The organism is Williamsia maris, from assembly GCF_024171815.1.
GTDB classification, from domain to species: Bacteria; Actinomycetota; Actinomycetes; order Mycobacteriales; family Mycobacteriaceae; genus Williamsia_A; species Williamsia_A maris.
Map to the genome: position 1 here is coordinate 1,299,460 of NZ_JAMTCJ010000002.1, position 21,934 is coordinate 1,321,393.

At 68.8% G+C, this 21,934-nt stretch carries 20 protein-coding genes and 1 pseudogene; 10 read left to right on the forward strand and 11 right to left on the reverse strand.

The annotated features are described in order from the left end of the window. The first annotated feature begins 9 nt into the window (after positions 1 to 9). From cysS to LX13_RS12900, 3 genes are all read left to right on the forward strand, one after another. Positions 10 to 1,401 (forward strand): cysteine--tRNA ligase, encoded by a 1,392-nt coding sequence (gene cysS / locus LX13_RS12890; protein WP_253661687.1) that lies wholly within the window; start codon positions 10 to 12, stop codon positions 1,399 to 1,401. Then, positions 1,401 to 2,372 carry a 23S rRNA (guanosine(2251)-2'-O)-methyltransferase RlmB gene (gene rlmB / locus LX13_RS12895; protein WP_253661688.1) on the forward strand — a complete coding sequence of 324 codons (972 nt, stop codon included), beginning with the start codon at positions 1,401 to 1,403 and terminating at the stop codon, positions 2,370 to 2,372. Before cysS ends, rlmB begins: the two co-directional genes overlap by 1 nt. A gap of 110 nt (positions 2,373 to 2,482) precedes the next feature. After that, positions 2,483 to 2,893 carry a hypothetical protein gene (locus LX13_RS12900; protein WP_253661689.1) on the forward strand — a complete coding sequence of 137 codons (411 nt, stop codon included), beginning with the start codon at positions 2,483 to 2,485 and terminating at the stop codon, positions 2,891 to 2,893. Here LX13_RS12900 and LX13_RS12905 read toward each other — a convergent pair whose 3' ends face one another. From LX13_RS12905 to LX13_RS12915, 3 genes are all read right to left on the reverse strand, one after another. After that, a complete protein-coding gene (locus tag LX13_RS12905; protein WP_253661690.1) occupies positions 2,894 to 4,210 on the reverse strand; it encodes an HNH endonuclease signature motif containing protein in 1,317 nt (438 codons plus the stop codon). A 111-nt stretch (positions 4,211 to 4,321) separates the two neighbouring features. Next, positions 4,322 to 5,884, reverse strand: a complete 1,563-nt coding sequence (locus LX13_RS12910; RefSeq protein WP_253661691.1) for an AMP-binding protein — start codon at positions 5,882 to 5,884, stop codon at positions 4,322 to 4,324. 21 nt (positions 5,885 to 5,905) lie between these two features. After that, entirely contained in the window at positions 5,906 to 6,679 is a 774-nt protein-coding gene (locus LX13_RS12915) for a LamB/YcsF family protein (protein ID WP_253661692.1), read from the reverse strand. A 27-nt stretch (positions 6,680 to 6,706) separates the two neighbouring features. Here LX13_RS12915 and LX13_RS12920 point away from each other — a divergent pair, with 27 nt between their 5' ends. Continuing rightward, positions 6,707 to 8,242, forward strand: coding sequence for a carboxylesterase/lipase family protein (locus tag LX13_RS12920; protein ID WP_253661693.1), 1,536 nt, complete (start codon positions 6,707 to 6,709; stop codon positions 8,240 to 8,242). Here the strand turns inward: LX13_RS12920 and LX13_RS12925 are convergent. Next, positions 8,201 to 9,025, reverse strand: coding sequence for an alpha/beta fold hydrolase (locus LX13_RS12925; protein ID WP_253661694.1), 825 nt, complete (start codon positions 9,023 to 9,025; stop codon positions 8,201 to 8,203). The two genes, LX13_RS12920 and LX13_RS12925, sit on opposite strands and share 42 nt — an antisense overlap. Before the next feature lie 74 nt (positions 9,026 to 9,099). Between LX13_RS12925 and LX13_RS12930 the strand changes: the two genes are divergently transcribed. From LX13_RS12930 to LX13_RS12940, 3 genes and pseudogenes are all read left to right on the forward strand, one after another. Then, entirely contained in the window at positions 9,100 to 9,540 is a 441-nt protein-coding gene (locus tag LX13_RS12930; protein ID WP_253661695.1) for a DUF2599 domain-containing protein, read from the forward strand. 15 nt (positions 9,541 to 9,555) lie between these two features. Next, positions 9,556 to 9,981, forward strand: a complete 426-nt coding sequence (locus LX13_RS12935) for an ArsR/SmtB family transcription factor (protein WP_253661696.1) — start codon at positions 9,556 to 9,558, stop codon at positions 9,979 to 9,981. After that, positions 9,978 to 10,997, forward strand: a pseudogene (locus tag LX13_RS12940) (cation diffusion facilitator family transporter); the annotation flags it as partial. The gene LX13_RS12935 and the pseudogene LX13_RS12940, both read left to right, overlap by 4 nt. Positions 10,998 to 11,006: 9 nt before the next feature. Here LX13_RS12940 and LX13_RS12945 read toward each other — a convergent pair. From LX13_RS12945 to LX13_RS12975, 7 genes are all read right to left on the reverse strand, one after another. Next, positions 11,007 to 11,891: a metal ABC transporter permease gene (locus LX13_RS12945; protein WP_308214742.1), complete on the reverse strand. Its 885-nt coding sequence runs from the start codon at positions 11,889 to 11,891 to the stop codon at positions 11,007 to 11,009. Continuing rightward, positions 11,888 to 12,727 carry a metal ABC transporter ATP-binding protein gene (locus LX13_RS12950; RefSeq protein WP_253661698.1) on the reverse strand — a complete coding sequence of 280 codons (840 nt, stop codon included), beginning with the start codon at positions 12,725 to 12,727 and terminating at the stop codon, positions 11,888 to 11,890. Before LX13_RS12950 ends, LX13_RS12945 begins: the two co-directional genes overlap by 4 nt. A gap of 10 nt (positions 12,728 to 12,737) precedes the next feature. Further along, positions 12,738 to 13,658 carry a metal ABC transporter solute-binding protein, Zn/Mn family gene (locus LX13_RS12955; protein WP_253661699.1) on the reverse strand — a complete coding sequence of 307 codons (921 nt, stop codon included), beginning with the start codon at positions 13,656 to 13,658 and terminating at the stop codon, positions 12,738 to 12,740. 48 nt (positions 13,659 to 13,706) lie between these two features. Further along, on the reverse strand, positions 13,707 to 15,917 hold the full coding sequence (locus LX13_RS12960; RefSeq protein WP_253661700.1) for a SulP family inorganic anion transporter: 2,211 nt from the start codon (positions 15,915 to 15,917) through the stop codon (positions 13,707 to 13,709). A gap of 114 nt (positions 15,918 to 16,031) precedes the next feature. Continuing rightward, positions 16,032 to 16,631 (reverse strand): TetR/AcrR family transcriptional regulator, encoded by a 600-nt coding sequence (locus LX13_RS12965; protein ID WP_253661701.1) that lies wholly within the window; start codon positions 16,629 to 16,631, stop codon positions 16,032 to 16,034. Next, positions 16,628 to 17,854: a cytochrome P450 gene (locus tag LX13_RS12970; protein ID WP_253661702.1), complete on the reverse strand. Its 1,227-nt coding sequence runs from the start codon at positions 17,852 to 17,854 to the stop codon at positions 16,628 to 16,630. The genes LX13_RS12965 and LX13_RS12970 overlap by 4 nt, the downstream gene beginning before the upstream one ends. A 39-nt stretch (positions 17,855 to 17,893) precedes the next feature. Further along, on the reverse strand, positions 17,894 to 18,862 hold the full coding sequence (locus LX13_RS12975) for a pirin family protein (protein WP_253661703.1): 969 nt from the start codon (positions 18,860 to 18,862) through the stop codon (positions 17,894 to 17,896). A 139-nt stretch (positions 18,863 to 19,001) separates the two neighbouring features. Between LX13_RS12975 and LX13_RS12980 the strand changes: the two genes are divergently transcribed. Genes LX13_RS12980 through LX13_RS12990 form a run of 3 tightly spaced genes read left to right on the forward strand, consistent with a single transcriptional unit; the run spans position 19,002 to position 21,912 of the window. Beyond that, positions 19,002 to 19,940, forward strand: coding sequence for an alpha/beta fold hydrolase (locus tag LX13_RS12980; RefSeq protein ID WP_253661704.1), 939 nt, complete (start codon positions 19,002 to 19,004; stop codon positions 19,938 to 19,940). After that, positions 19,937 to 21,280 (forward strand): D-inositol-3-phosphate glycosyltransferase, encoded by a 1,344-nt coding sequence (mshA, locus tag LX13_RS12985; RefSeq protein WP_253661705.1) that lies wholly within the window; start codon positions 19,937 to 19,939, stop codon positions 21,278 to 21,280. Before LX13_RS12980 ends, mshA begins: the two co-directional genes overlap by 4 nt. Next, on the forward strand, positions 21,277 to 21,912 hold the full coding sequence (locus tag LX13_RS12990) for a type III secretion system chaperone family protein (RefSeq protein ID WP_253661706.1): 636 nt from the start codon (positions 21,277 to 21,279) through the stop codon (positions 21,910 to 21,912). The genes mshA and LX13_RS12990 overlap by 4 nt, the downstream gene beginning before the upstream one ends. Positions 21,913 to 21,934: the final 22 nt, after the last annotated feature.

Consider the following 21,934-nt stretch of genomic DNA (forward strand, 5'->3'; position numbering starts at 1 on the left):
TTCCACGTCGTGACCCTTCGTCTGTACGACACCGCCGCGCGTGCCCTGCGCGACTTCGCCCCCGCGGAGCCGGGGCGTGCATCGGTGTACCTGTGCGGCGCGACGGTCCAGGGGGTCCCGCACCTCGGTCACGTGCGCAGCGGCATCGCCTTCGACATCCTCCGACGATGGCTGGAGCACAGCGGACTCGACGTGCTGTTCGTCCGCAACGTCACCGACATCGACGACAAGATCCTGACCAAGGCCGCCGACGCGGGCCGACCGTGGTGGGAGTGGGCGACCACCCATGAGCGGGCCTTCACCCTCGCGTATCAACAACTCGGTGTCCTGCCTCCGTCGGCCGAACCGCGCGCGACGGGGTTCGTCACCGAGATGGTCGAGTACATGGAGCGCCTCATCGAGCGGGGCCACGCCTACGCCTCGAACGGCGACGTCTACTTCGACGTGCGCAGCCTGCCCGAGTACGGCGCGCTCTCGGGACACCGACTCGACGACGTGCACCAGGGTGAGGGTCTCGCGACCGGCAAGCGCGACGAGCGCGACTTCACCATGTGGAAGGCCGCCAAGCCCGGGGAGCCCTCGTGGCCGACGCCGTGGGGTCCCGGCCGCCCGGGCTGGCACCTCGAATGCTCGGCCATGGCCACCTCGCTGCTCGGCGCGGAGTTCGACATCCACTGCGGCGGAATCGATCTCATCTTCCCGCATCATGAGAACGAGATCGCCCAGGCGCATGGTGCGGGTGACCCCTTCGCCCGCTACTGGTTGCACAACGGCTGGGTCACCATGGGTGGCGAGAAGATGTCGAAGTCGCTGGGCAACGTCGTGTCGATCCCGGCGATGCTGGAGCGCGTCCGGCCGGTGGAGCTGCGCTACTACCTGGGCAGCGTGAACTACCGGTCGATGATCGAGTACTCCGAAGGTGCGTTGATGGAGGCCGCCGCGGGCTTCCGGCGCGTGGAATCCTTTGTGCACCGGGCGGTCACGCGCTTCGGTGACGTGCCCGTCGGTGAGGTGACCGCGGAGTTCGCGGCCGCCCTCGACGACGATCTCGGTGTGCCCGCGGCGTTGGCGCAGATCCACAACACCGTGCGCACCGGCAACTCCGCGCTCGAGGCCGGCGATGTCGAGACGGCCGTGGCCGCCGCGTCGTCGGTGCGCGCGATGATGGGGATCCTCGGCGTCGACCCGCTCGACGACCACTGGCGTTCCGACGGTGACGATTCCGACGCCATCGCGGCGCTCGACGTGCTCGTCAGCGCTGAACTCGATCGGCGTGCGACCGCGCGCGCCGACAAGGACTTCGCGACCGCCGACGCGGTACGCGACCGACTCGCCCAGGCCGGTGTCGAAGTGACCGACACCGCCGACGGCGCACAATGGAATCTCAAGGGACGCAACTGATGGCCGGCAACTCCAAACGCAAGGGCGCGATTCGCAAAGAGGGCACGAAGAAGGGGCAGGTCGCCGGATCCGGCGGTAACCGTCGTCGCGGGCTCGAGGGTCGCGGCGCCACCCCGAAGGCGGTGGACCGCCCCTATCACGCCGCGCACAAGCGCTCGAATGCTGCCGCGAAAGCGGCGTCGGGCGTCCCGCGAGGGCGCACCACGGCGGCGCAGCGGCGTGACGAGAACGCACCGGAATACGTGTTGGGCCGCAACCCAGTCGTCGAGTGCCTGCGAGCGGGTGTACCCGCGACTGCGCTCTACGTCATGGTCGGGTCGGTGCCGGACGAGCGCGTCAGCGAGGCGGTCAAGTACGCAGGCGACAAGGGGATCTCGATCCTCGAGGCGCAGCGTTCTGAACTGGATCGTATGAGCTCCAACGGATTACATCAGGGCATCGCCCTGCAGGTGCCGCCGTACCAGTACGCGCACCCCACCGATCTGATGCGGTCGGCCGTCGACAGCGGTACGCCGCCGTTGCTCGTCGCGCTCGACAACATCACCGATCCCCGCAACCTCGGCGCGGTCATCCGGTCGGTGTCGGCGTTCGGTGGCCACGGTGTGGTCATCCCGCAGCGTCGCAGCGCGAGCGTCACCGCCGTCGCGTGGCGCACGAGTGCCGGTGCGGCGGCGCGTCTCCCGGTCGCGCAGGCGGCGAACCTGACCCGCACGCTCAAGGAATGGGCCGCCGACGGTGCCCAGCTCGTCGGCCTCGACGCAGAGGGCGACACCGAACTCGACGGATACGACGGCACCGGGCCGATCATCATCGTGGTCGGTTCGGAGGGCAAGGGATTGTCGCGCCTGGTCCGTGAGACCTGCGACAGCATCTTGTCGATCCCGATGGCCGGACCGGTCGAGAGTCTGAACGCATCGGTCGCCGCCGGTGTCGTGCTCGCCGAGTTCGCCCGGCAGCGCCGTCAGGCCTGACCGTCTGAGGCAACGGGCCGCAGAACAGAACGCTTGTCTTGTTTGTACGACTGAGCAACAATAATTTTTGGTACTTACCAGTACCAGCTCATTCGTAGATGGAGGTCATCATGCGTATCTCGACACGATTCCCCGTTGTCGCTGCGGCGACGATCGTGACCCTCGGAACAATCGGCGCCGGAGTTGCGGGCGCGGCTCCGGGTACTGGCTCTGCGTCCGGCTTCACCGCCGACCTGGTCGGAACGAACGGGAGCGAGCCGTTCAGTTGCGGTCTGAACGTGACGAACAACGGCCCGGCGACGGCACGGAACGTCACGGTGCTCACCACTCCCGGGCTCTTCGGGCCGGGGCCGGTGTTCCTCGGCGACATCGCGCCTGGTCAGTCGAAGAAGAAATTGCAGATCGACTGCGGGATCTACGCCCGTCAGCTGTACCAGTACGCCGTGTCGACCACACCCGATCTGAATCCGGGGAACAACGGCGCGGTCGTGTTCACGCCGATCTACGACAACGGCCGGTGATCAGGCGGCCAGGAGCGTGGTCAGCCGATACTCGATCTGACTGAATGCGGGATCACTGTGCCCCGGTGGCGGCGGGGCCGTCGATGTGTGGGTGTGTCCGGTCGGCGTGGTGACCGTCGCGGTGTGTCGTCCGATGTCCACATCGCCGATGACGACGAACCACCCAGGGTTCTGTTTGGCGCGGTTGTGGCCGAGGCACATGCCCAGCCCATTGACCTCGCTGGTCGTACCGCCGTCGGCGTGCGGATCGGCGTGGTCGTACTCGGCGATCGGTGCGTCGCAGTACGGGATCCGGCAGTCGTGGTCGCGAGAGTCCAGCAACGTCCTCAGGCCGCTGGGGAAGGTTCTGGACTTCGAGTCCATCGCCACCAGCGCGCCGGTGGTCGGCGTCGCGTAGACACGGCGCAGCGCCACCATCGCCTCGGCATCGATCGAGGAGCGGATCATGTGCCTCGCGGTCGCGGCGGGAATGGGGCCGTATCCGTTCACGAGCGCCGCCGCGTCATCCGAGCCGCTGAGTATCGAGTCGGGCAGAAGCAGGTTCACGGCGACGGGCATGGCCTCGGCGCTCGTTGCGCCGGTGGCCCGCTCGACGAGGGTGTCGGCCATGATCTGCGCGTGGCTGCGGTCGTCGACACCGCGGATCGTGTCTGCGTGCTTCTTCAACGATGCGTACACCGAGATGCCCTGCTTCAGAGGCAGTAGCGCGGTCAAGCGGACCATCCCGTCGGGCGCGGGTCGAGTGCTGACGCGTCGATCCTTCTCCGCGTTCGCGTGGCGATCGACGACGGCCCGCGCGTCGAGTTCGTAGGCCAGCTTCTTTGCGGCGGCATCGACGGCGCGGTCGCCGAGACCGTCGAGCGTGGTGGGGTCGCTGCACAACCGGCGGTCGATCTCCTCGCGGTCGACACGAGTGAGATACGCGGTCTCGCGCACCAGGATGGTGGCGCGCCACTCACTCAGGGCGCCGGACTCCAGAGCTGCACGCGTGTTGGGCATCTCGTGCATCAACGCGCGGGCGAAGCCGAGGTGACGGCTTCCCTGGGCGCCGGACACCTTGCGGGCCAGCGCGATCTCCGATGCCATGCCGCGGCCCCGCCGGGCTGCAGGCACGCCGCTGCCCGTCTCGGCCTCGATACGCAGTTCCTCGAACCGCATCGTGTCACGGGCTTGCGCCGCAGCACATCCCGCCTTGATCGACTCCAGCAGCGCGATACGTTCGATCGCCTCGGCTTCGCTTTCTGCGGAGGGCTGATCGGCGAGTGAACGCAGGAACGATTGCAGCGCAACCGCTGTCTCCACCTGCGTGACATCCATCGTTCCCCCGAAGTTCTATCGAATGTGTGTTCGATTTTAGCCATCCACGGGGGCACCGTCAAGGAAAAAATGCGATTCAGTTTGGTGAATATTGTTGCCTGTCAACCAAACTCAGTGGGAGGCCGACTTTCGCTCGGCGTCCCGGAGTTCGTTCTTGCGCACCTTGCCGGTCGAGGTGCGCGGGATGGCGTCGGTGAACTCGATGTCGCGGGGCGCTTTGAACGATGCGATCAGTGTCTTGACGTGCGCGGTCAGTTCGTCGGGCTCGACCTCGACACCCTCGCCGAGAACCACGAAGGCCTTGGGGCGTTCACCCCACTTGTCATCGGCCACACCGATCACCACGACATCGGCGACGGCGGGGTGGCTCGCCAGCGCCTGTTCCACCTCGATCGTGGAGATGTTCTCGCCGCCGGAGATCACCACGTGCTTTGCCCGGTCGAGCAATTTCACGTAGCCGTCCGGGAGCATGACCCCGAGGTCGCCGCTGTGGAACCACCCGCCTGCGAACGCCTCTGCGGTCGACCGCTCGTCGTCGAAATAGCCTTTCATGACGCAGTTCCCGCGCATCACGATCTCGCCCATCTCGACGCCGTCGGGTGCGACATCGACCAGCGAACCGTCGGCCGCGGGCTCGGAACGAACCACCCGCAGCGGGTCCGCGGTGACCATCCCGACGCCCTGCCGCGCCATCACGACGTCGAGCTCGTCGGAACTCAACTCGTCCCAGCCGTCCTGTGGCTCGCAGATCGAGTACGGACCGTAGGTCTCGGTGAGGCCGTAGACGTGCACGAGAGTCGCTCCCAGAGCGCGGATCTGACCGACCACGGTCGGGCTGGGCGGGGCGCCGGCGGTCACGACGGTGAGCGGCCAATCGAGCTGATGGGCCTCGGGTGCCGACGCCAACGTCGACAACACGGTGGGCGCCCCACACATGTGGTCGATGCCCTCGGTGTCGATGAGCCGCCAGATCTCGGCGCCCCGCACGGCGGGCAGACAGACGTGGCGCCCGGACACCGCGGTCACCGCCCAGGTGGTGCACCACCCGTTGCAGTGGAACATCGGCAGTGTCCACAGATAGCGGGTCGAGTGGTCGAAGCCCTGGTGGATCACCTCGCTCAGGGCGTTGAGGTAGGCGCCGCGATGGGTGTACATCACGCCCTTGGGGCGGCCGGTGGTGCCGGAGGTGTAATTGATCGTGATGGTCGCGGTCTCGTCGGCGACCTCCCAGGGGATGAAACCGTCGCCGCCGCGGGCGGTGAACGCGTCGATGTCGTCGAGCGAGATCACCTCGCGCACCGGCAGCTCGACGTCGCCGAGCGCGTCGAGCAGATCGGCGTCGCCCAGCAGCAACGAGGAGCCGGAGTGTCCGCAGATGTAGGCGACCTCGTCCGGCGACAACCTCGTGTTGATCGCGACCAGGACACCGCCGGCCAGCGGCACGCCGTAGTGGGCGATGAGGAGCTCCGCGCGATTGGCGGCCAGGTAGGCGACGCGGTCGCCGGGCGAGACACCCCAGTCGCGCAAGGCGCCGGCCAGCTGCTGCGCGGCCTCGGCGAACTCCGTGTTGGTGAGGCGGCGATCGCCGTCGACGATGCCGATGGCCTCGGGGTGCACCTCGGCGGCACGGTCGAGGAAACGCAACGGGGTGAGCTGGGTGTCGAGGCCTGACATGGACTCGACCCTACGGGCTCCTCAGTCGACGAACGCGGCGATCTCGGTGCCCACATCCCGCAGCGCCGCGGCGACCGCGCGTGCGTGTTCGACCGCCCCCGGGGTGTCCCCGTGCAGACAGATCGACGCCGGTCTCACCGTGACGAGGGACCCGTCGTCGGCGACGACCTCGTGGTCGCGCACCATCCGGACCGCCCGCGTGCAGATCTCGTCGGTGTCGGTGATGACCGCGCCGGTACGCCCGCGGGGCATGAGGGAACCGTCGGCGAGGTAGGCGCGGTCGGCGAACGCCTCGGCGACGGTGCGGATCCCGGCCGCCGCGGCGCGTCGCAGCGAGGCCGAGTCGGGTAACCCGAGCAATGGCAGGTCGCCGCCGAGGGCGACCAGTGCGGCCACCACCGCCCCGGCCTGTTCCTCGTGTGTGACGATCGAGTTGTAGAGCGCACCATGCGGTTTGACGTACTCGACCCGGCCGCCGACCGATCGCGCGATGCCGTCGAGGGCGCCGATCTGATAGATGGTGTCGGCGGTGAGGTCGTCGGAAGCGACATCGACGAACCGTCGGCCGAAGCCGACCCGGTCGGGGTACGACACCTGCGCCCCGATCCTCACGCCCGCCGCCACGGCGTCGGCGCACGTTCGTCGCAGGCCCGTGGGATCGCCCGCGTGGAATCCGCACGCCACGTTCGCGCTGGTGACCACGTCGAGGACGGCGGCGTCGTCACCGAGGCGCCACACGCCGTAGCCCTCACCGAGGTCGGCGTTGAGGTCGATCCGGAGCGTCGGCATGGCCATCAGCGTAGGGCCACTACCCTCGGGTAGATGAGTGGATCGAACACGCGCGTGACCATTGCCGACGGCGTCGTCGAAGGGGTGTCGCACGCCGGCCTGCACAGTTGGCGGGGCATTCCCTACGCCGCGCCACCGATGGGGGAACGACGGTTCCGCGCTCCCGAACCCGCCGTCGGATGGCAGGGCGTGCGGCACTGCCACAGCTTCCGCAACGCGGCGCCGCAGCACCCGCGCTACACGACCATCGGCATCGGCAAGCGCCAGCCGATCAGCGAGGACTGCCTCACGCTGAACGTCGTCGCCCCCGAGGAGCGGTCCGGACCGCTCCCGGTCATGGTGTTCATCCACGGTGGCGCCTACATCCTGGGGTCGTCGCTGGTCTATCGCGGTGATTCGCTCGTCCGCGCGGGCGGCGTCGTCTACGTCTCCATCAACTACCGGCTCGGACCCCTCGGATATCTCGACCTGAGCGGCCTGTCCAGCGAGACACGGACCTTCGACAACAACCTCGGGCTGCGCGACCAGGTCGCCGCGCTCGAATGGGTGCACCGCAACATCGCCGCGTTCGGCGGCGACCCGGACAACGTCACGATCTTCGGTGAGAGCGCGGGCGGCAACGCCGTCACCACGCTGCTGGCGACGCCGGCCGCGGAGGGACTGTTCGCCAAGGCGATCGCGCAGAGTTCCGCGCCCGCGCTGACCGTGCCGAACGACTGGGCGCAGGAGTTCGCCAAGACCTACGTCGAGATCCTCGGGGAGACCCACGACGATCCGGTGGCCGCGCTGCACACCGCCACCCCGGGTGAGCTCGGTCGGGCCGGGCAGTCCCTGACCCGCCGCATCTCCGACATCGCGCCCGGCGCACTCCCGTACGGACCCAGCGTCGACGGCAGCTACCTCCCGCTCGATCCGATCGAGGCCGCACGGACCGGTCGTACCCATCCGGTGCCGCTGATCATCGGCAGCAACCGGGTCGAGGCCAACCTGTTCGCGAAGGTCTTCGACGTGCTGCCGACCAGTCCGAAGGCGATCGAACGGCTCTTCGTCGCAACCGATCCCGAGGTGAAGACGCAGGTGACCGGTGCCTACGACGGGTACCCGTCGGCGCAGGCGTGCCGGGAGATCGCCGGGGACATGATCTTCTGGGCGCCGTCGGTGCAGATCGCCGAAGGTCACGGTGCGCACGCGCCGACCTACATGTACCGCTACGACTACGCCACGCGGATCCTGGACTGGTCCGGCTTCGGGGCCACCCACGCGACCGAGCTCCTCGCGGTGTTCGGTGCGTTCGACAGCCGTATCGGCTCGGCGCTCACGCTCGCGGGAGATCGGCGGGCGGCGCGACGGGTGACCCGTCAGGTGCAGGGTGACTGGGTGGCGTTCGCCCGGACCGGCGCGCCGAGACCCGGATGGGATCCGTACACCGCGGACGACCGCACGGTCCGGGTGATCGACGATCCGATCCGGACCGAACGGGACCCGTCCCGTGCACGACGAATCGCCTGGGAGGGCTTCCGCGGGTACTCAGAGGTCCCACTGGGCGGGGGCGTCCCCGGCCAGGAATGACAGCAGCAGCGGGTTGAACACGTCCGGCGACTCCAGCGGCAGGATGTGGGTCCCGGGCAGGACGGCGAGCCGCGCGTTCGGCAGCGCCGCGACGACCGCGATGCTGTGTTCGACCGTCACCTCGTCGCGGTCGCCTTGGACCACCAGCGTCGGCACGTCGATCCCGGTCAGTGTCGCGAGATCGATCTCCGGTTCGGCGGCGATCATCGCCACGGTCTTGCGGTAGATCTCGGCGAAGTGCTCGGGGCCGTCCGGTGACACCGAGTCGTACTCGGCGCGCAGGAACGCGATCGCCTCGCTCGAATCGCCGTCGACGAACGAGTTGACGATGGTGTCGGGGCCGGCGACCCGTCCGGAGCTGTTGTAGTACTGGCCGAGCAGAACCATCCGTTCGACGAGGTCGGGTCGGCGCTGGGCCACCAGCAGCGCGACCACCGCACCGTCACTCCACCCGACCAGCCGGACCCTGGATCCGAATGTCGCCTCCAGGTAGCCGACGGTCTCGTCGGCCATCTCCGAGTACGAGAAGGGGGCGGAGGTGTCCGGGCTGTGGCCGTGACCCCGGCGCTCCGGCGCGTAGACCTGCCAGCCGGCCGCGAGCAGGGCCGGGATCTGCGCACCCCAGGACGACGCACCCGCGAACGCGCCGTGCAACAGCACCACCGGGGCGCCGTCGCCGTCGACGAAATGCCAGATGGGATGCCCGTCGACGAGGACGTACGTGCCACCGTCGATCGGTCCGAACGCGTCGTGCGTATCGTCGGACGACAGTGGGCTCGACATGGCCCAATGGTTGCAGACCGGCCACCCCATGAGGGAAGAACGAGGCTCAATTGATAGCGAATCGCCGCCACACGGTGTCCGCGTCGTTTCTGGTCGTCGTGGCCGCGTTGCTCGCCGGCTGTGGCGAGTCCGCGCCCGGCCCGTCCGCCGTCTCCAGCTCGTCGTCTGCGCCGCCGGAGGTCGTCACGTCGTCGGTGCCCGTGGCCTTGCCGCCGTTCATCGAGCGGACGACGTGGGTCCAGACCCCGCTCGGACGCAGTCTGCAGGTGGTCCCGACCGCGTCGGGTCGGCGCGCGCAGGGAGCGGACGACGAGGACGCGGCCTGGAAAGAGGTGGTCGCCAAGGACGCGACCGCCGATTCACCAGGAATGCGAATGCAATTCGGATGTCACTGGATCTTCGCGCGCATCCTCGAGCCGAACAAGCCGAGCTGGAACCTGGAGCCCTGGCGGCCCGTCGTCACCGATCGGGAGATGGTCGACGCACGGTGCAATCCCGGCGGCGCCGAGGAGTAGCGCTACTATCTGCGTATGAATGCAGATAAGCGGGTTTGTCGACGGACGCTCGCCGAGGATCAGGTCGCCCTGGTCGTCGAGGTGTTCCGCATGCTCTCCGACGCGACGCGGGTCCAGCTGTTGTGGGCCCTGGTGGACCGCGAGTGTTCGGTCAACGAGCTGGCCGAGATCGTCGGCAAACCGGCTCCGTCGGTGAGTCAGCATCTCGCGAAGCTGCGGATGGCGCGACTGGTGCGCACCCGTAAGGAGGGCACCTCGGTGCATTACCGCCTCGAGAACGACCACGTGCAGCAGATGGTCCTCGACGCGGTCTTCAACGCCGAACACTCCGGCCCCGGGGTGCCCGGACATCATCGGACCGACGCCCACGCCCCCGACCCGTCCGACGGCGACGGCGCCATCCGTCTGGTGGCCGGCGGCGACGAGCGGTCGGGGACATGACCGGCCACACCCACCCGGGGGAGCACCGGCACGATCACCCGCATCCGCATGACCACCCGCACGATCACGACCACCCCCGGTCTCGCCTGAGATCGCTGGTGCCGCATGCCCTGACGCCGCACAGTCACGACTCGGCGGACAAGGTCGACGAGGCGATGGAATCGAGCGCGATCGGGATCCGGACGGTCGTGATCAGCATGGGCGTCCTCCTGGTCACCGCGGTCGCGCAGCTCATGGTGGCGTGGGTGTCGGGATCGGTTGCGCTCCTTGCGGACACGATCCACAACTTCTCCGACGCCCTGACCGCGGTGCCGATCTGGATCGCGTTCGTCATCGGACGGCGCGCCCCGACGCGTCGCTACACCTACGGATTCGGCCGCGCCGAGGACCTCGCGGGCCTGTTCGTCATCGCGATGATCCTGCTGTCGGCGATCGTCGCCGGTTACGAGGCCATCCGCCGACTCGTCGACCCGACTCCGCTGTCGCACCTCGGGTGGGTGGCCGCAGCGGGTGTGATCGGCTTCGTCGGCAACGAGATGGTGGCGCAGTACCGGATACGGGTCGGTCGGCAGATCGGTTCGGTCGCGCTGATCGCGGACGGAAAGCACGCCCGCACCGACGGGTTCACGTCGCTGGCGGTCATCGCCGGTGTGACCGGCGCGGCGCTGGGGTTTCCCCTCGCCGACCCGATCGTGGGTCTGATCATCACCGCGGCGATCGTGACGGTGCTGTGCTCGGCGGCGCGAGATGTGTTCCGCCGCCTCATGGACGGCGTCGACCCGGCGATCGTCGGATCGGCCGAGCAGATCCTGGCGCAGGTCCCGGGTGTCGAATCGGTCGCCGGCGTGCGGATGCGGTGGATCGGACACTCACTACACGCCGAGGCCGAACTCGACGTGTCGACATCGAGCTCGCTCATGGACGCGCACCGCCTGGCCCACCGGGCGGAGACCGACCTCATCGCCGGGGTCCCACGGGTGACCAGCGCGCTGGTGCACGCCTACCCGGCCATCGGCCCCGAGACGTCAGACGACCGTGAGCTCCTCGGTGGCCGCGACGCGACCGGCGGTTCGTTGACGACGCCCGCCGACGATGCGGCACACCACGTAGATCAGGAACGAGATGGTGGTCACGAACACCGACACCGGTAGTCCCGGCGCGAGCGAGAGGACCACGCCGCCGACGCCGGCCACCTCGGCGAACACGATGGAGGCCAGTACGACCTTCGCCGGGTTCGAGGTGATCCGCGCGGCCGCGGCCGCGGGGGTGATGATCAGCGACATCACCAACAGGGCGCCGATGATCTGGACGCACTGCGCGACGCTGGCGCCGAGCAGGACGGCGAACACGACCGAGAGGGTGCGGGTGGGCAGCCCGAGTGCCTCGGCCACGCGCGGGTCGGTGCTGGCGAACATCAACGGGCGGTAGATCACGGCGAGGACGACGATCACGATCACCGTGGTCACGATGACCGCGGTCAGGCCGCGGGTGCCGACGCTGACGACCTGTCCGGCAAGGAGATTGAAGCCGGTGCCCGGACGTCCGTAGAGCGCGATGAACAGCACGCCGAGCCCGAGTCCGAACGCCATGACGACGCCGATCACCGAATCACGATCGCGTGCCCGGTTTCCGAGCAACCCGAAGATGACCGCGGCGATGATCGATCCGACCACGCCGCCGACGTTGACCCCGACACCGACGAGCAGCGCGGCCGCGGCACCGGTGAAGGAGAGCTCGGCCGTGCCGTGCACGGCGAACGCCATCTGACGCGAGACCACCAGCGGCCCGAGCAGTCCGCCGAGGAGCCCGAGCAGGATCAGCGCGATCAGGGCCTGCTGGACGAAGTCGCGCTGCAACAGGTCGCCGGTGGTGGCGAAGTCGAAGAAGTCCGACCACGAGCGGTCGTTCATCCCGCCGCCTCGACATCGATGGCGGGAGTTCCGTGATCGCCGTGGCAGGCGGCCTCATCGGCGCCGACGACCACGAGGCGATCGCGCACCCGCAGCACGTCGACCTTGGTCCGGTAGAGCTCGCTGAGCGTCTGTGAGTTCATCACCTCGTCGGTCGTGCCGATCCGGAACCGGCCGTCGACGAGATAGACGACGCGGTCGACGTAGGGCAGGACCGGGTTGATCTCATGGGTCACGAAGACCACGGCCGTGCCCGCCGAACGCCGACGGCGGTCGATGAGCGCCGCCACGCGTGCCTGATTGGCGGGGTCGAGACTCAGCAGCGGTTCGTCGCAGAGCAAGACGACGGGATCACTGGCCAGCGCCTGCGCGACCCGGAGACGTTGCTGCTCGCCGCCGGACAGCAGACCGAGGGGCGCGTCGGCGAATCCGCGCGCGTCCACCTGGTCGATGGCCAGGTCGACCTTCTCCTTGCGCTGCTTGCGGTTTCGGAACCCGATGCCCCAGCTGCGACCGTCGACACCGAGTCCGACGAGATCGCGTCCGCGCAGCGGGACACCCTCGTCGTGCGGGTGCTGCTGCGGGATGTAGCCGATCGACGCCCTGTTCGTGCCCGCACGTCCACCGATGCTGATCTCGCCCGCGTCGAGCTGGTACTGGCCCAGCAGCGTCCGCAACAGCGAGGTCTTGCCTGATCCGTTGGGGCCCAGGATGGCCACGAACTCGCCCGGTGCGACGGACAGGTCGAAGTCGCTCCACAGCACGCGTGGTCCGAAAGACAGTCGGCCGCCGCTGATCTCGATCGCGGGGGCCACCGCGGTGGAAGGCTCGTGCATGAGGGGCGTCCTAGCTGACGGCGGTGGCGATCGCGTCCACAGTAGCCGTCTGCCACGCGATGTAGTCGGTGACTCCGGCGGGCAGGGTCTCGGTCAGCCTGACCACCGGCAGTCCGTTGCCCTCCGCGGTGGTGAGCAGGTTCTTGGTGATGTCGTCGACGGCCTGGGTGTTGTAGAGCAGCGCCCGGACGGTTTTGTCGCGGATCAGGTCCTGCGTGGTCGCGATGTCCGCGGCGGCCGGGTCCTGACCGGACTCCACGGCCTCGGTGAAGCCCTCGGGCGTCGCGTCGATCAGGCCGGCGTCGGCCAGCAGGTAGGCCGCCAGCGGCTCGGTCTGCGCGACCTTCTCGCCGTTGTGGGCGGCCTTGATCTGCGCGAGTCGGGTCTTGAGTCCGTCGATCTTCGCGGTGAAGGCGCTCGCGTTGGCCCGGAAGGTCGACGCGTCGTCGGGCGCCTTGTCGGCCAGCGCGCCGGCGATCTTGTCGGCCACGCCCGCGACGACGGTCAGGTTGTAGAAGAAGTGCTCGTTGACCGCACCGGCCTTCGTGGAGGCGTCCGGGTTGAGCCCCTTGTAGACGTCGTCGGCGTTGACCACCGCGGCGTCGGGCCCCTTCTCGGCCTCGTCCATGTAGTGGTCGTAGTCGGCGCCGTTGAGCACCACGACCCCGGCGTCGGCGATCTTCGCGGTGTCGCGGGCGGTGGCCTCGAACTCGTGCGGGTCACCGTCGGGTGAGGTGTAGAGCGAGGTGACGTCGGCCTTGTCGCCGGCCACGGCGGTGGCCACCGACCCCCAGACGTCGGTCGAGGCGACGACCGAGATGCGGCCTGAGTCCGACGACGTCGACGACGAACCGCAGGCGGCCAGCGGTGCGGCGCCGAGCGTGACGACGGCGAGAGCGATCAGTGTGCGGGAGCGACGTGACGGCGACATAATCGCAAATGGTAACCGTTGTCGGTAACACCTCCAATTCGGACGCGATCAGGTCGGGACGGCGACCCCGGTGCTGCTGACGTCGATCACCCGGGCGGTGGTGATGTCGAAGAACAGTCCGGCTACGCGGAGCTTGCCGTCGGCGATCGCCCGGCCCACCAGGGGATGGCGCTGCAGGGTCTGCACCTGGATCGCCACGTTGACGATCGCGAGCTGGTCGGCCTCGCAGAAGCCGGCCTCGGCGGCACTGCGACCGGCCGGGTGCCCGCTGCGGAAGGCCGCGAGCGACGGGGCGGCGTTGCTGAGCCAGCTGCTCAGAGCGCTGTCGTCGTCGCTGCCCGCCAGCAGTCCCTTCATCGCGCCGCAGGACGAATGCCCGCACACGACAATCGAACTCACGCCGAGGTTGTTGATCGCGAACTCCAGCGCCGCCTCGACCGAGGTGTCCTGGTTGGTCTCGGTGGGCACCAGGTTGCCGATGTTGCGGATGGTGAACAGATCGCCGGGTCCGCTGGAGGTGATCACGTTGGGCACCACGCGCGAGTCGGCGCAGGTCAGGAACAGCGAGTCCGGATCCTGGCTGTCGGACAGGTCGGTCATGTGCTCGAGCAGTGCGTCGGCGTTGGACCGGTGGTACTCCTGCACGCCGCTCTTGATCGAACGGAGGATCGGCGAGGCATCGGGGTCGGCGTTCGCGTCGGGACGGTGCTGCCAGGTCTTCCACGGCGCGAGGCCCAGGGCCTTCGTGGCCACCGGGTGACGCTTCGGCGGGGCCTTGGGGGCATCGGCCAGGTGGGCCTGCCCGATCTCCTCGATCGCGACGGTTCCGCCGTTGGCCTCGTGCGCCCACTTCCAGTCCTCGATCATCTCCGAGGCGGCGTTGTCGAGGAAGTCGGTGTCGAGGTTGATCGTCACCCGGGCCTGCGCCGGGACGCGGCCGAGGGCCTTGGACAGACGCGGCAGTGCCAGGAAGCTCAGCGAGCCGTGGATCGTGATCTGCCACTGCCGCGACGCCTCGGTGCCGATCGGCGCGGAGGTGATCTGCGCACGGACCACGCGCCACACGACGATCAGGACCGCGATGGCCAGGCCGATGCCGACGCCCTCGAGGAGGTTGAGGAACACCACGGCGAGCACGGTGATCACGTAGACCCAGAGATCGCCGGTCTTTAGTGCGAGCTTCATGTGTGCGGTCTTGACCAGCTGGATGCCGATCACGACGAGCAGACCGGCCAGGGCCGCCATCGGGATCTGCTCGACGAGTGCGGTGAGCAGCACCGAGAAGATCAGGATCCAGACGCCGTGCAGGATGGCCGACGCACGGGTGCGGGCGCCGGACGCGACGTTGGTGGAGCTGCGCACGATGACACCGGTGACCGGCAGTCCGCCGGCCATGCCGGAGATCATGTTCGCGCTGCCCTGTCCGAGCATCTCGCGGTTGAAGTCGCTGCGCGGACCGGTGTGCATCTTGTCGACGGCGACCGCGGACAACAGTGACTCGACGCTGGCGATCAGCGCCACGGTGAGGACGCCGAGAACAACGGCACCCCAGTTGCCGCTGGGCAGTTCGGGCAGAGCGAGCGCATCGAAGAAGTTGCCGTCGATCGAGATCTTGTCGATGTTCAGACCGGCGAACATGGTGATCAGCGTGGCGCCGACGATGGCGACCAGCGGCCCGGGCACCTTGCGCACCTTCGCGGGCAGCGTCGGCCAGGTGAGCATCACGGCGACGACGAGACCGCCGATGAGCAGGTCGGCCCAGTGCAGGTCGATGATCGAGCCGGGCAGAGCGGTGAGGTTCTCCATCGCCGAGCTCTGCGACTGTCCGCCGAGCAGGACGTGGATCTGCTGGAGCGCGATGGTGATACCGATGCCTGCCAGCATCGCGTGCACCACCACCGGTGCGATGGCCAGCGCGGCCTGCGCGATCCGGCTCAGACCGAACACGATCTGCAGCATTCCTGCGCCGACGGTGATGAAGCAGGTGACCTTGAACCCGAAGTTCGCGATGAGTTCGGCGACCACCACCGTCAGCCCGGCGGCCGGACCGCTGACCTGCAGTGGTGCCCCGCCGAGGGAGCCGGCGACGATGCCACCGACGACCGCGGCGATCAGTCCGGCCATCACCGGCGCGCCGGAGGCGATGGCGATACCGAGCGAGAGTGGCAGAGCGACCAGGAAGACCACGAGGGAGGCGGGGACGTCGTAGCGGACCACGTCTCGGGCGTTGAACGACGTCAGTGCAGCTGGCATGTGCATGCGGGCCAACGTAGCCAGCGAATGTTAAAGGGACCTTAAATTGATTGCCAAGAGTTGAAAAAGACCTGAAGTCTGGCCCGCACCACTGACGCGCCGTTGCTCCCATGTGGGAATTCACAGTGGACGACGGTGACCCGGACCACGTCGGACCGGTTCGGCCGAGATGATCACGGGCACCAGATACCGCCGCACCAGGTGCTCCATGTCGGACTCCGGCACGGGCACGATCAGGAAGGAGACGACGATCCGCACGACCCATTCGACGTCGCGGGCGTCGCCCGATCCGCCCAGAAGCTCGACGAATCGACTGGTCACCGCGGCGATCATCTCCGACGACATCGCCAGGGCCCCGGTCGTGGCGGCCGAGTCGGGTGCGAACCACGCCATCAGCGCCGGGTTCGTGCGCACTCCGGCCACCGCTACGACCACGGCCGCGGTGAGGCGGTCGGCGGGATCGTCGATCTCGCCTGTTGTGTCCTCGATGGTCCGTGCGATCACCCGGGTGGACCGGTCGATGTAGGCGAGGTGCAGGTCCGCGCGGCCGGGGAAGTACCGGTAGAGCGTCGCCCGGGAGCAGCCGGCGGCGTCGGCGATCTGGCGCATCGTGACGCCTGCGACCCCCTGTCGGAAGAACAACTCCTCGGCGATGGTCAGCAGCTTGTCCCGGGCCGCCGACGAGCGTTCGTCGCGCAACCAGTCGGTGTCGGGACTCACGGCTGTGCGCAGAACGTGACGGTGGTCGGACGTCGGACGTAGTTGCCGCCGGCCCACTCGACGGTGTCGGGGTCGATCGCGAAGTCCGGGCACCGGCGTAGGAGTTCGGTGAGTGCGACGCGGGCCTGCATGCGGGCGGCGGCCGCGCCGAGGCAGTGGTGCGCGCCGTGGCTGAAGGAGAGGATCCCGCGCGGGTCCCTGGTCACGTCGAGTTCGTCGGCATCGTCGCCGTAGGCGTCGTGGTCCCGGTTGGCCGCGCCGTAACAGAGCAGTACCTTCGCCCCGGCCGGGATGGTCGCGGTCGGGTACTCCACCTCACGTGTGGTGGTGCGTGCGAGGCCCTGGACGGGTGAGGTGAGTCGGAGGAGTTCCTCGACGGCGGGGCGGATCGCGGCGGGGTCGTCGACGAGGATCCGACGTTGGGCATGGTCGGCGTGCAGCAACTGCACTGCACCACCGAGCATCCCGGTGGTGGTGTCGTTGCCGCCGGTGACCATCGTGAACGTGAACGCCAGGACCGACAGCACGCCTGCGGTGTCGCCGTCGGCGCCCACGCCCGCCGACACCAGTTGCGAGACGGTGTCGTCGCCGGGATGGACTCGACGATGGGCGATCAGCCCGTCGAAGTAGGCCATCATCTCCATGATCGCCGCGCCTGCCGATGCGCTCGCGTCGGCGAACCCGCCGTCGGAGGCGGCCGCGGCCACCACGGCGTCGGTCCAGCGATCGAAGCTCGACCGGTCGGACTCCGGGACACCGAGGTAGTGCGCGACCACCATCGACGGCAGGGGCTTGAACAGCTCGGCGACGATGTCGCCGGTGCCGAGGTCGCGAAGGCGTTCGATGCGCTCGACGACGAACTCGCGCACCGCCGGTTCGAGCGACTCGACCTGACGCGGGGTGAACCCGCGGGCCACCAGCCGCCGGAAGGCGGTGTGGTCGGGCGGGTCGAGCATCACCATCGGCGGGTTGTCGGCCAGGCCGATCGCCTCGAGTTCGCCCTGGTTGACCGTCAGCCCGCCCGCCGACGAGAAGGTCGTGGTGTCGGCCGCGGCCGCGGTGACGTCGCGGTGCCGGGTCAGGACCCAGAACTCGGCCCCGGGGGTGACGCAGTGGTGGACCGGGTCCCGGTCGCGCAGGTCGGCGTACATGCCGAACGGGTCGCGCCAGGACGGTCCGGACCGCAACGTGAAGCCCGGGGTGGTCGACACAGTCGCTGACATGTCCCGATGATGAGACACATCAGCGAAAGTGTCAATGATCTATCCGGTGTGTGGCATCAACGCGTCGGGCGGGATCACACCGAACTTGCCCGCGTTGAAGTCCTCGATCGCCTCGATGACCTCGGCCTTGGTGTTCATGACGAACGGTCCGTAGGCGAACACCGGCTCACGGATGGGCTGACCGCCGAGCAGCAGCACCTCCATCGCCGGACGGTTGGAGTCCTGCGTGGCGTTGGCCGACACGGTGATCCGGTCGCCGGGGCCGAGCACGACGAGCTGTCCACCCGACACCGGGTTGTGCAGCGGACCGACGGTTCCCTCACCGGAGAGCACGTAGACAAGTGCGTTGAACTTCCGGTTCCACGGCAGGTTCAGCTGCGCGCCCGGCTCGATCGTGGCGTGCGCCATGGTGATCGGGGTGCGGGTCGAACCCGGCCCGGCGAAACCACCGATCTCGCCGGCGATGATCCGCACGAGCGATCCACCGTCGGACGACGACAGCAGACGCGCCTCGCCGCCCTCGATGGACTGGTACGCCGGCGTCGAGAACTTCTCCGACTTCGGCAGGTTCACCCACAGCTGGATGCCGTGGAAGACGCCGCCGCTGGCGACGAGCTCGGCGGGCGGGGTCTCGATGTGCAGGATCCCGGAGCCCGCGGTCATCCACTGGGTCGCGCCGTCGGCGATCAGGCCGCCGCCGCCGTGCGAATCCTGATGCTGGAAACGGCCGTCGATGATGTAGGTGACGGTCTCGAACCCGCGGTGCGGGTGCCAGCTGGTGCCCTTGGGCTCTCCGGGTTCGTAGTCGACCTCGCCCATCTGGTCCATGTGGATGAAGGGGTCGAGGTCGGTCTTGCTGACCCCCGCGAATGCACGGACCACGGGGAAGCCCTCGCCCTCGTACCCACGGGGGCCGGTGGTCACCGACCGCACGGGGCGCTCGGTCTCGGCCGGGCCGGCCTCGGCGATCCGGTCCAATGTCAACGTATCGGCGGTCACTGCAGGCATTTCGTCCTCCTGAGAGTCGGTCTCGGTCGATCTGATGTCTACTCTAACCGGACCGCGGTCCGATTAATTCCGGACATCTCCGGCCACCCACGCGAACTGCGGCGACGCACGTGTTCACCGCACGGATATGGTGGAGTGCATGCCTTATCGATTGCGTTCGACGGCAGGCCCGGGCGATGTCGAGATCGCATACCGGGTCAGTGCTCCGCACCCCGCAGCCGACGCGGGACGACCCACCCTCCTCCTGATCCACGGGTGGGCGCAGTCCGGCGCGAGCTGGGGAACGCCGCTGCTCGAGTCGCTGGCCCGCGACCACCGGGTCGTCGCCGTCGACCTCCGCGGCCACGGCGCCTCCGGGGTGCCCACGCAGAACTCGGGGCCCAACGCCGCCGCCGGCGCGAACTACTCCGCGGTGGACTTCGCCGGCGACATCGCCGCGGTGATCGCGGCCGAGTCCTCGGCATCGACATCGGCGTTCGACGACCCCGCGGTCGGATCGAACGGTGTCGTCCTCGCCGGTTGGTCCTACGGCGGGTTGGTGGCGTGTGACCACATCGCCGACCTCATCACCCGGGGTGAGGGCGTGGGTTCGATCCGCGGGATCGTGCTCGTCGGCGCCATCACCTCGCTGGGGCGCGGACAGGCGGGCGGACGGGTCGGCTCGGCGATGCGGGCGGCACTGCCCGACGCGTACTCCGCCGATCCGCGGACCGCGATCCGGGCGCTCGGATCGTTCGGGTCCGCCCTGGTGCCCGCCGACCGGCCGGATCTCGGTGCGCTCGGACAACAGTTCTTCGGCACGTCGCTCGCCACCGCCCCCGAGGCGCGGGCAGGTCTGTTCGCCCGGGAGGCGTCCTACGACCAGCTGCTGCGTGAACTGCCGATGCCGGTGCTGATCGTGCACGGCACCGCCGACCAGGTCGTCGACGTCTCCGCGGCGCGGCATGCGGAGTCGCTGCTCTCCGACGTCCGCGCGCACTACTGGGAGGGTGCGGGTCACGCCCCGTTCGTCGAGAACCCCGACACCTTCGCCGACCAGATGACCGAATTCGTTGCCGCCCTGGGGGTTCGTGCATGAAGAGGGTCGCACTGATCTCGGTGCACACCTCGCCGTTGGCGCAACCCGGCACCGGGGACGCCGGCGGGATGAACGTCTACGTGTGGCAGACGGCGTTGAAGTTGGCCGAGCGCGGCATCGAGGTCGAGATCTTCACCCGCGCGACGTCGTCGACCGATGAGCCGTCGGTCTCCGCGGCCGACGGGGTGCTGGTGCGCAACGTGGTCGCGGGACCGTTCGAGGGCCTCGACAAACGCGATCTGCCCACGCAGCTCTGCGCTTTCGCCGCCGGGGTCCTGCGCGTCGAGGCGATGTACCCACCGGGCCACTACGACCTCGTGCACTCGCACTACTGGCTCTCCGGACAGGTCGGCTGGCTCGCCCGCGACCGCTGGGGCGTGCCGCTGGTGCACACCGCGCACACCCTGGCCGCGGTGAAGAACGCCTCGCTGGCCGACGGCGACGAGGCCGAGCCGGCGCTCCGACAGGTCGGTGAACAGCAGGTCGTCGACGAGGCCGACCGTCTGGTCGCCAACACCGACGCCGAGGCGGCGCAACTGATCTCGATCCACAACGCCGACCCGGGTCGCGTCGACGTGGCCACCCCCGGCGCCGACCTCGACACCTACCACCCGGGGTCGCGGGCCGACGCCCGTGCCGATCTCGGTCTGGCCTCCGACGAGTCGGTCCTGACCTTCGTCGGCCGGATCCAACCGCTCAAGGCCCCCGACGTGTTGATCCGCGCCGCGGCCCCGGTCATCGAGGCGGCGCGGGGGACTTCTCACCCGGTGCGGGTGCTGATCGTCGGGGGACCGTCGGGCACCGGCCTGGCGCGTCCGACCTCTTTGATCGATCTCGCCCGCGAACTCGGCATCGCCGACGCGGTCACCTTCCTGCCGCCGCAGCGGCCCGAACGGCTGGCGCAGGTCTACCGGGCATCGGATCTCGTTGTCGTGCCCAGTTATTCGGAGAGCTTCGGTCTGGTGGCCATCGAGGCCCAGGCCAGCGGGGTGCCCGTCCTCGCCGCCGACGTCGGCGGTCTGGGTGTCGCGGTGTCCGACGGTGTGACCGGCATGTTGGTGGCCGGGCACCGGATCGACGACTGGACCGCGGCGCTGCGCGACGCCCTGTCCGACCCCGGGCGTCTGGCGCGGATGGGCGCGGCCGCGGCCGTGCACGCGCAGAAGTTCTCGTGGGACCACACCGCAGATCAACTGTTGGAGAGTTACCACCGCGCGCTGGTGTCGTTCGACATCGCGGGCGGTGCGCGCGCCGATCGGCCGACACCGGCGCCGACGGCTGCGCAGACAGCCAGAACCACACGGCGATGGGGACGTCGCCGGTCAGGAGTACGCGCATGAACCGAGAAGGCAACCGAACCGCCGAGAGGCGCCCGCCCGGCATCGTCGAGCAGTCGGACGCGATCCAGAAGGCGCTGCTCGACCGCGGCGTGCTCTATACGCTCAAGAACTCCGGCGGAGCCGACACCGAGCACCTGCTCGTCGAACTGCCCGGCGAACGGAAGCTGAAGACGAACGTCCTGCTCACCGTGGGCAAGCCGGGACTGCGGATCGAGGCGTTCGTCTGCCGCCGCCCGGACGAGAACCACGAGGGCGTCTACCGCTACCTGCTCAAGCGCAACCGTCGGCTCTACGGCGTCGCGTACACGATCGACAACGTCGGCGACATCTATCTGATCGGACGGATGTCGGCGGAGTCGGTGACCGCCGACGAACTCGACCGCGTTCTCGGTCAGGTGCTCGAGGCCGCGGACGGCGACTTCAACACCCTGCTCGAGATCGGCTTCTACACGTCGATCCGACGCGAGTGGGCCTGGCGCGTCTCCCGCGGCGAATCGTTGAAGAACCTGTTGGCGTTCGAGCACCTGATCGACGAGGAGACGCTGCCGGTGATCAAGCCGGAGAAGCCCGCGCAGACGGTCGCCGAGTTGGCCGAGTCGTCCGCGCCGGAGGGTGCCGCGCTCGAGGAGTGACGTCGGCGCGGCAGTTCGGGTC

What these genes read in the sequence shown, in the direction of transcription:
- LX13_RS12975 (WP_253661703.1), bottom strand. Translation starts at nt 18,862, where the DNA reads ATGCCTGCAGTGACCGCCGATACGTTGACATTGGACCGGATCGCCGAG.
- LX13_RS12920 (WP_253661693.1), top strand. Translation starts at nt 6,707, where the DNA reads ATGAGTGGATCGAACACGCGCGTGACCATTGCCGACGGCGTCGTCGAA.
- LX13_RS12945 (WP_308214742.1), bottom strand. Translation starts at nt 11,891, where the DNA reads ATGAACGACCGCTCGTGGTCGGACTTCTTCGACTTCGCCACCACCGGC.
- LX13_RS12960 (WP_253661700.1), bottom strand. Translation starts at nt 15,917, where the DNA reads ATGCACATGCCAGCTGCACTGACGTCGTTCAACGCCCGAGACGTGGTC.
- LX13_RS12970 (WP_253661702.1), bottom strand. Translation starts at nt 17,854, where the DNA reads ATGTCAGCGACTGTGTCGACCACCCCGGGCTTCACGTTGCGGTCCGGA.
- LX13_RS12910 (WP_253661691.1), bottom strand. Translation starts at nt 5,884, where the DNA reads ATGTCAGGCCTCGACACCCAGCTCACCCCGTTGCGTTTCCTCGACCGT.
- LX13_RS12980 (WP_253661704.1), top strand. Translation starts at nt 19,002, where the DNA reads ATGCCTTATCGATTGCGTTCGACGGCAGGCCCGGGCGATGTCGAGATC.
- LX13_RS12950 (WP_253661698.1), bottom strand. Translation starts at nt 12,727, where the DNA reads ATGCACGAGCCTTCCACCGCGGTGGCCCCCGCGATCGAGATCAGCGGC.
- LX13_RS12915 (WP_253661692.1), bottom strand. Translation starts at nt 6,679, where the DNA reads ATGGCCATGCCGACGCTCCGGATCGACCTCAACGCCGACCTCGGTGAG.
- LX13_RS12935 (WP_253661696.1), top strand. Translation starts at nt 9,556, where the DNA reads ATGAATGCAGATAAGCGGGTTTGTCGACGGACGCTCGCCGAGGATCAG.
- LX13_RS12990 (WP_253661706.1), top strand. Translation starts at nt 21,277, where the DNA reads ATGAACCGAGAAGGCAACCGAACCGCCGAGAGGCGCCCGCCCGGCATC.
- LX13_RS12925 (WP_253661694.1), bottom strand. Translation starts at nt 9,025, where the DNA reads ATGTCGAGCCCACTGTCGTCCGACGATACGCACGACGCGTTCGGACCG.
- mshA (WP_253661705.1), top strand. Translation starts at nt 19,937, where the DNA reads ATGAAGAGGGTCGCACTGATCTCGGTGCACACCTCGCCGTTGGCGCAA.
- rlmB (WP_253661688.1), top strand. Translation starts at nt 1,401, where the DNA reads ATGGCCGGCAACTCCAAACGCAAGGGCGCGATTCGCAAAGAGGGCACG.
- LX13_RS12905 (WP_253661690.1), bottom strand. Translation starts at nt 4,210, where the DNA reads ATGGATGTCACGCAGGTGGAGACAGCGGTTGCGCTGCAATCGTTCCTG.
- LX13_RS12955 (WP_253661699.1), bottom strand. Translation starts at nt 13,658, where the DNA reads ATGTCGCCGTCACGTCGCTCCCGCACACTGATCGCTCTCGCCGTCGTC.
- LX13_RS12900 (WP_253661689.1), top strand. Translation starts at nt 2,483, where the DNA reads ATGCGTATCTCGACACGATTCCCCGTTGTCGCTGCGGCGACGATCGTG.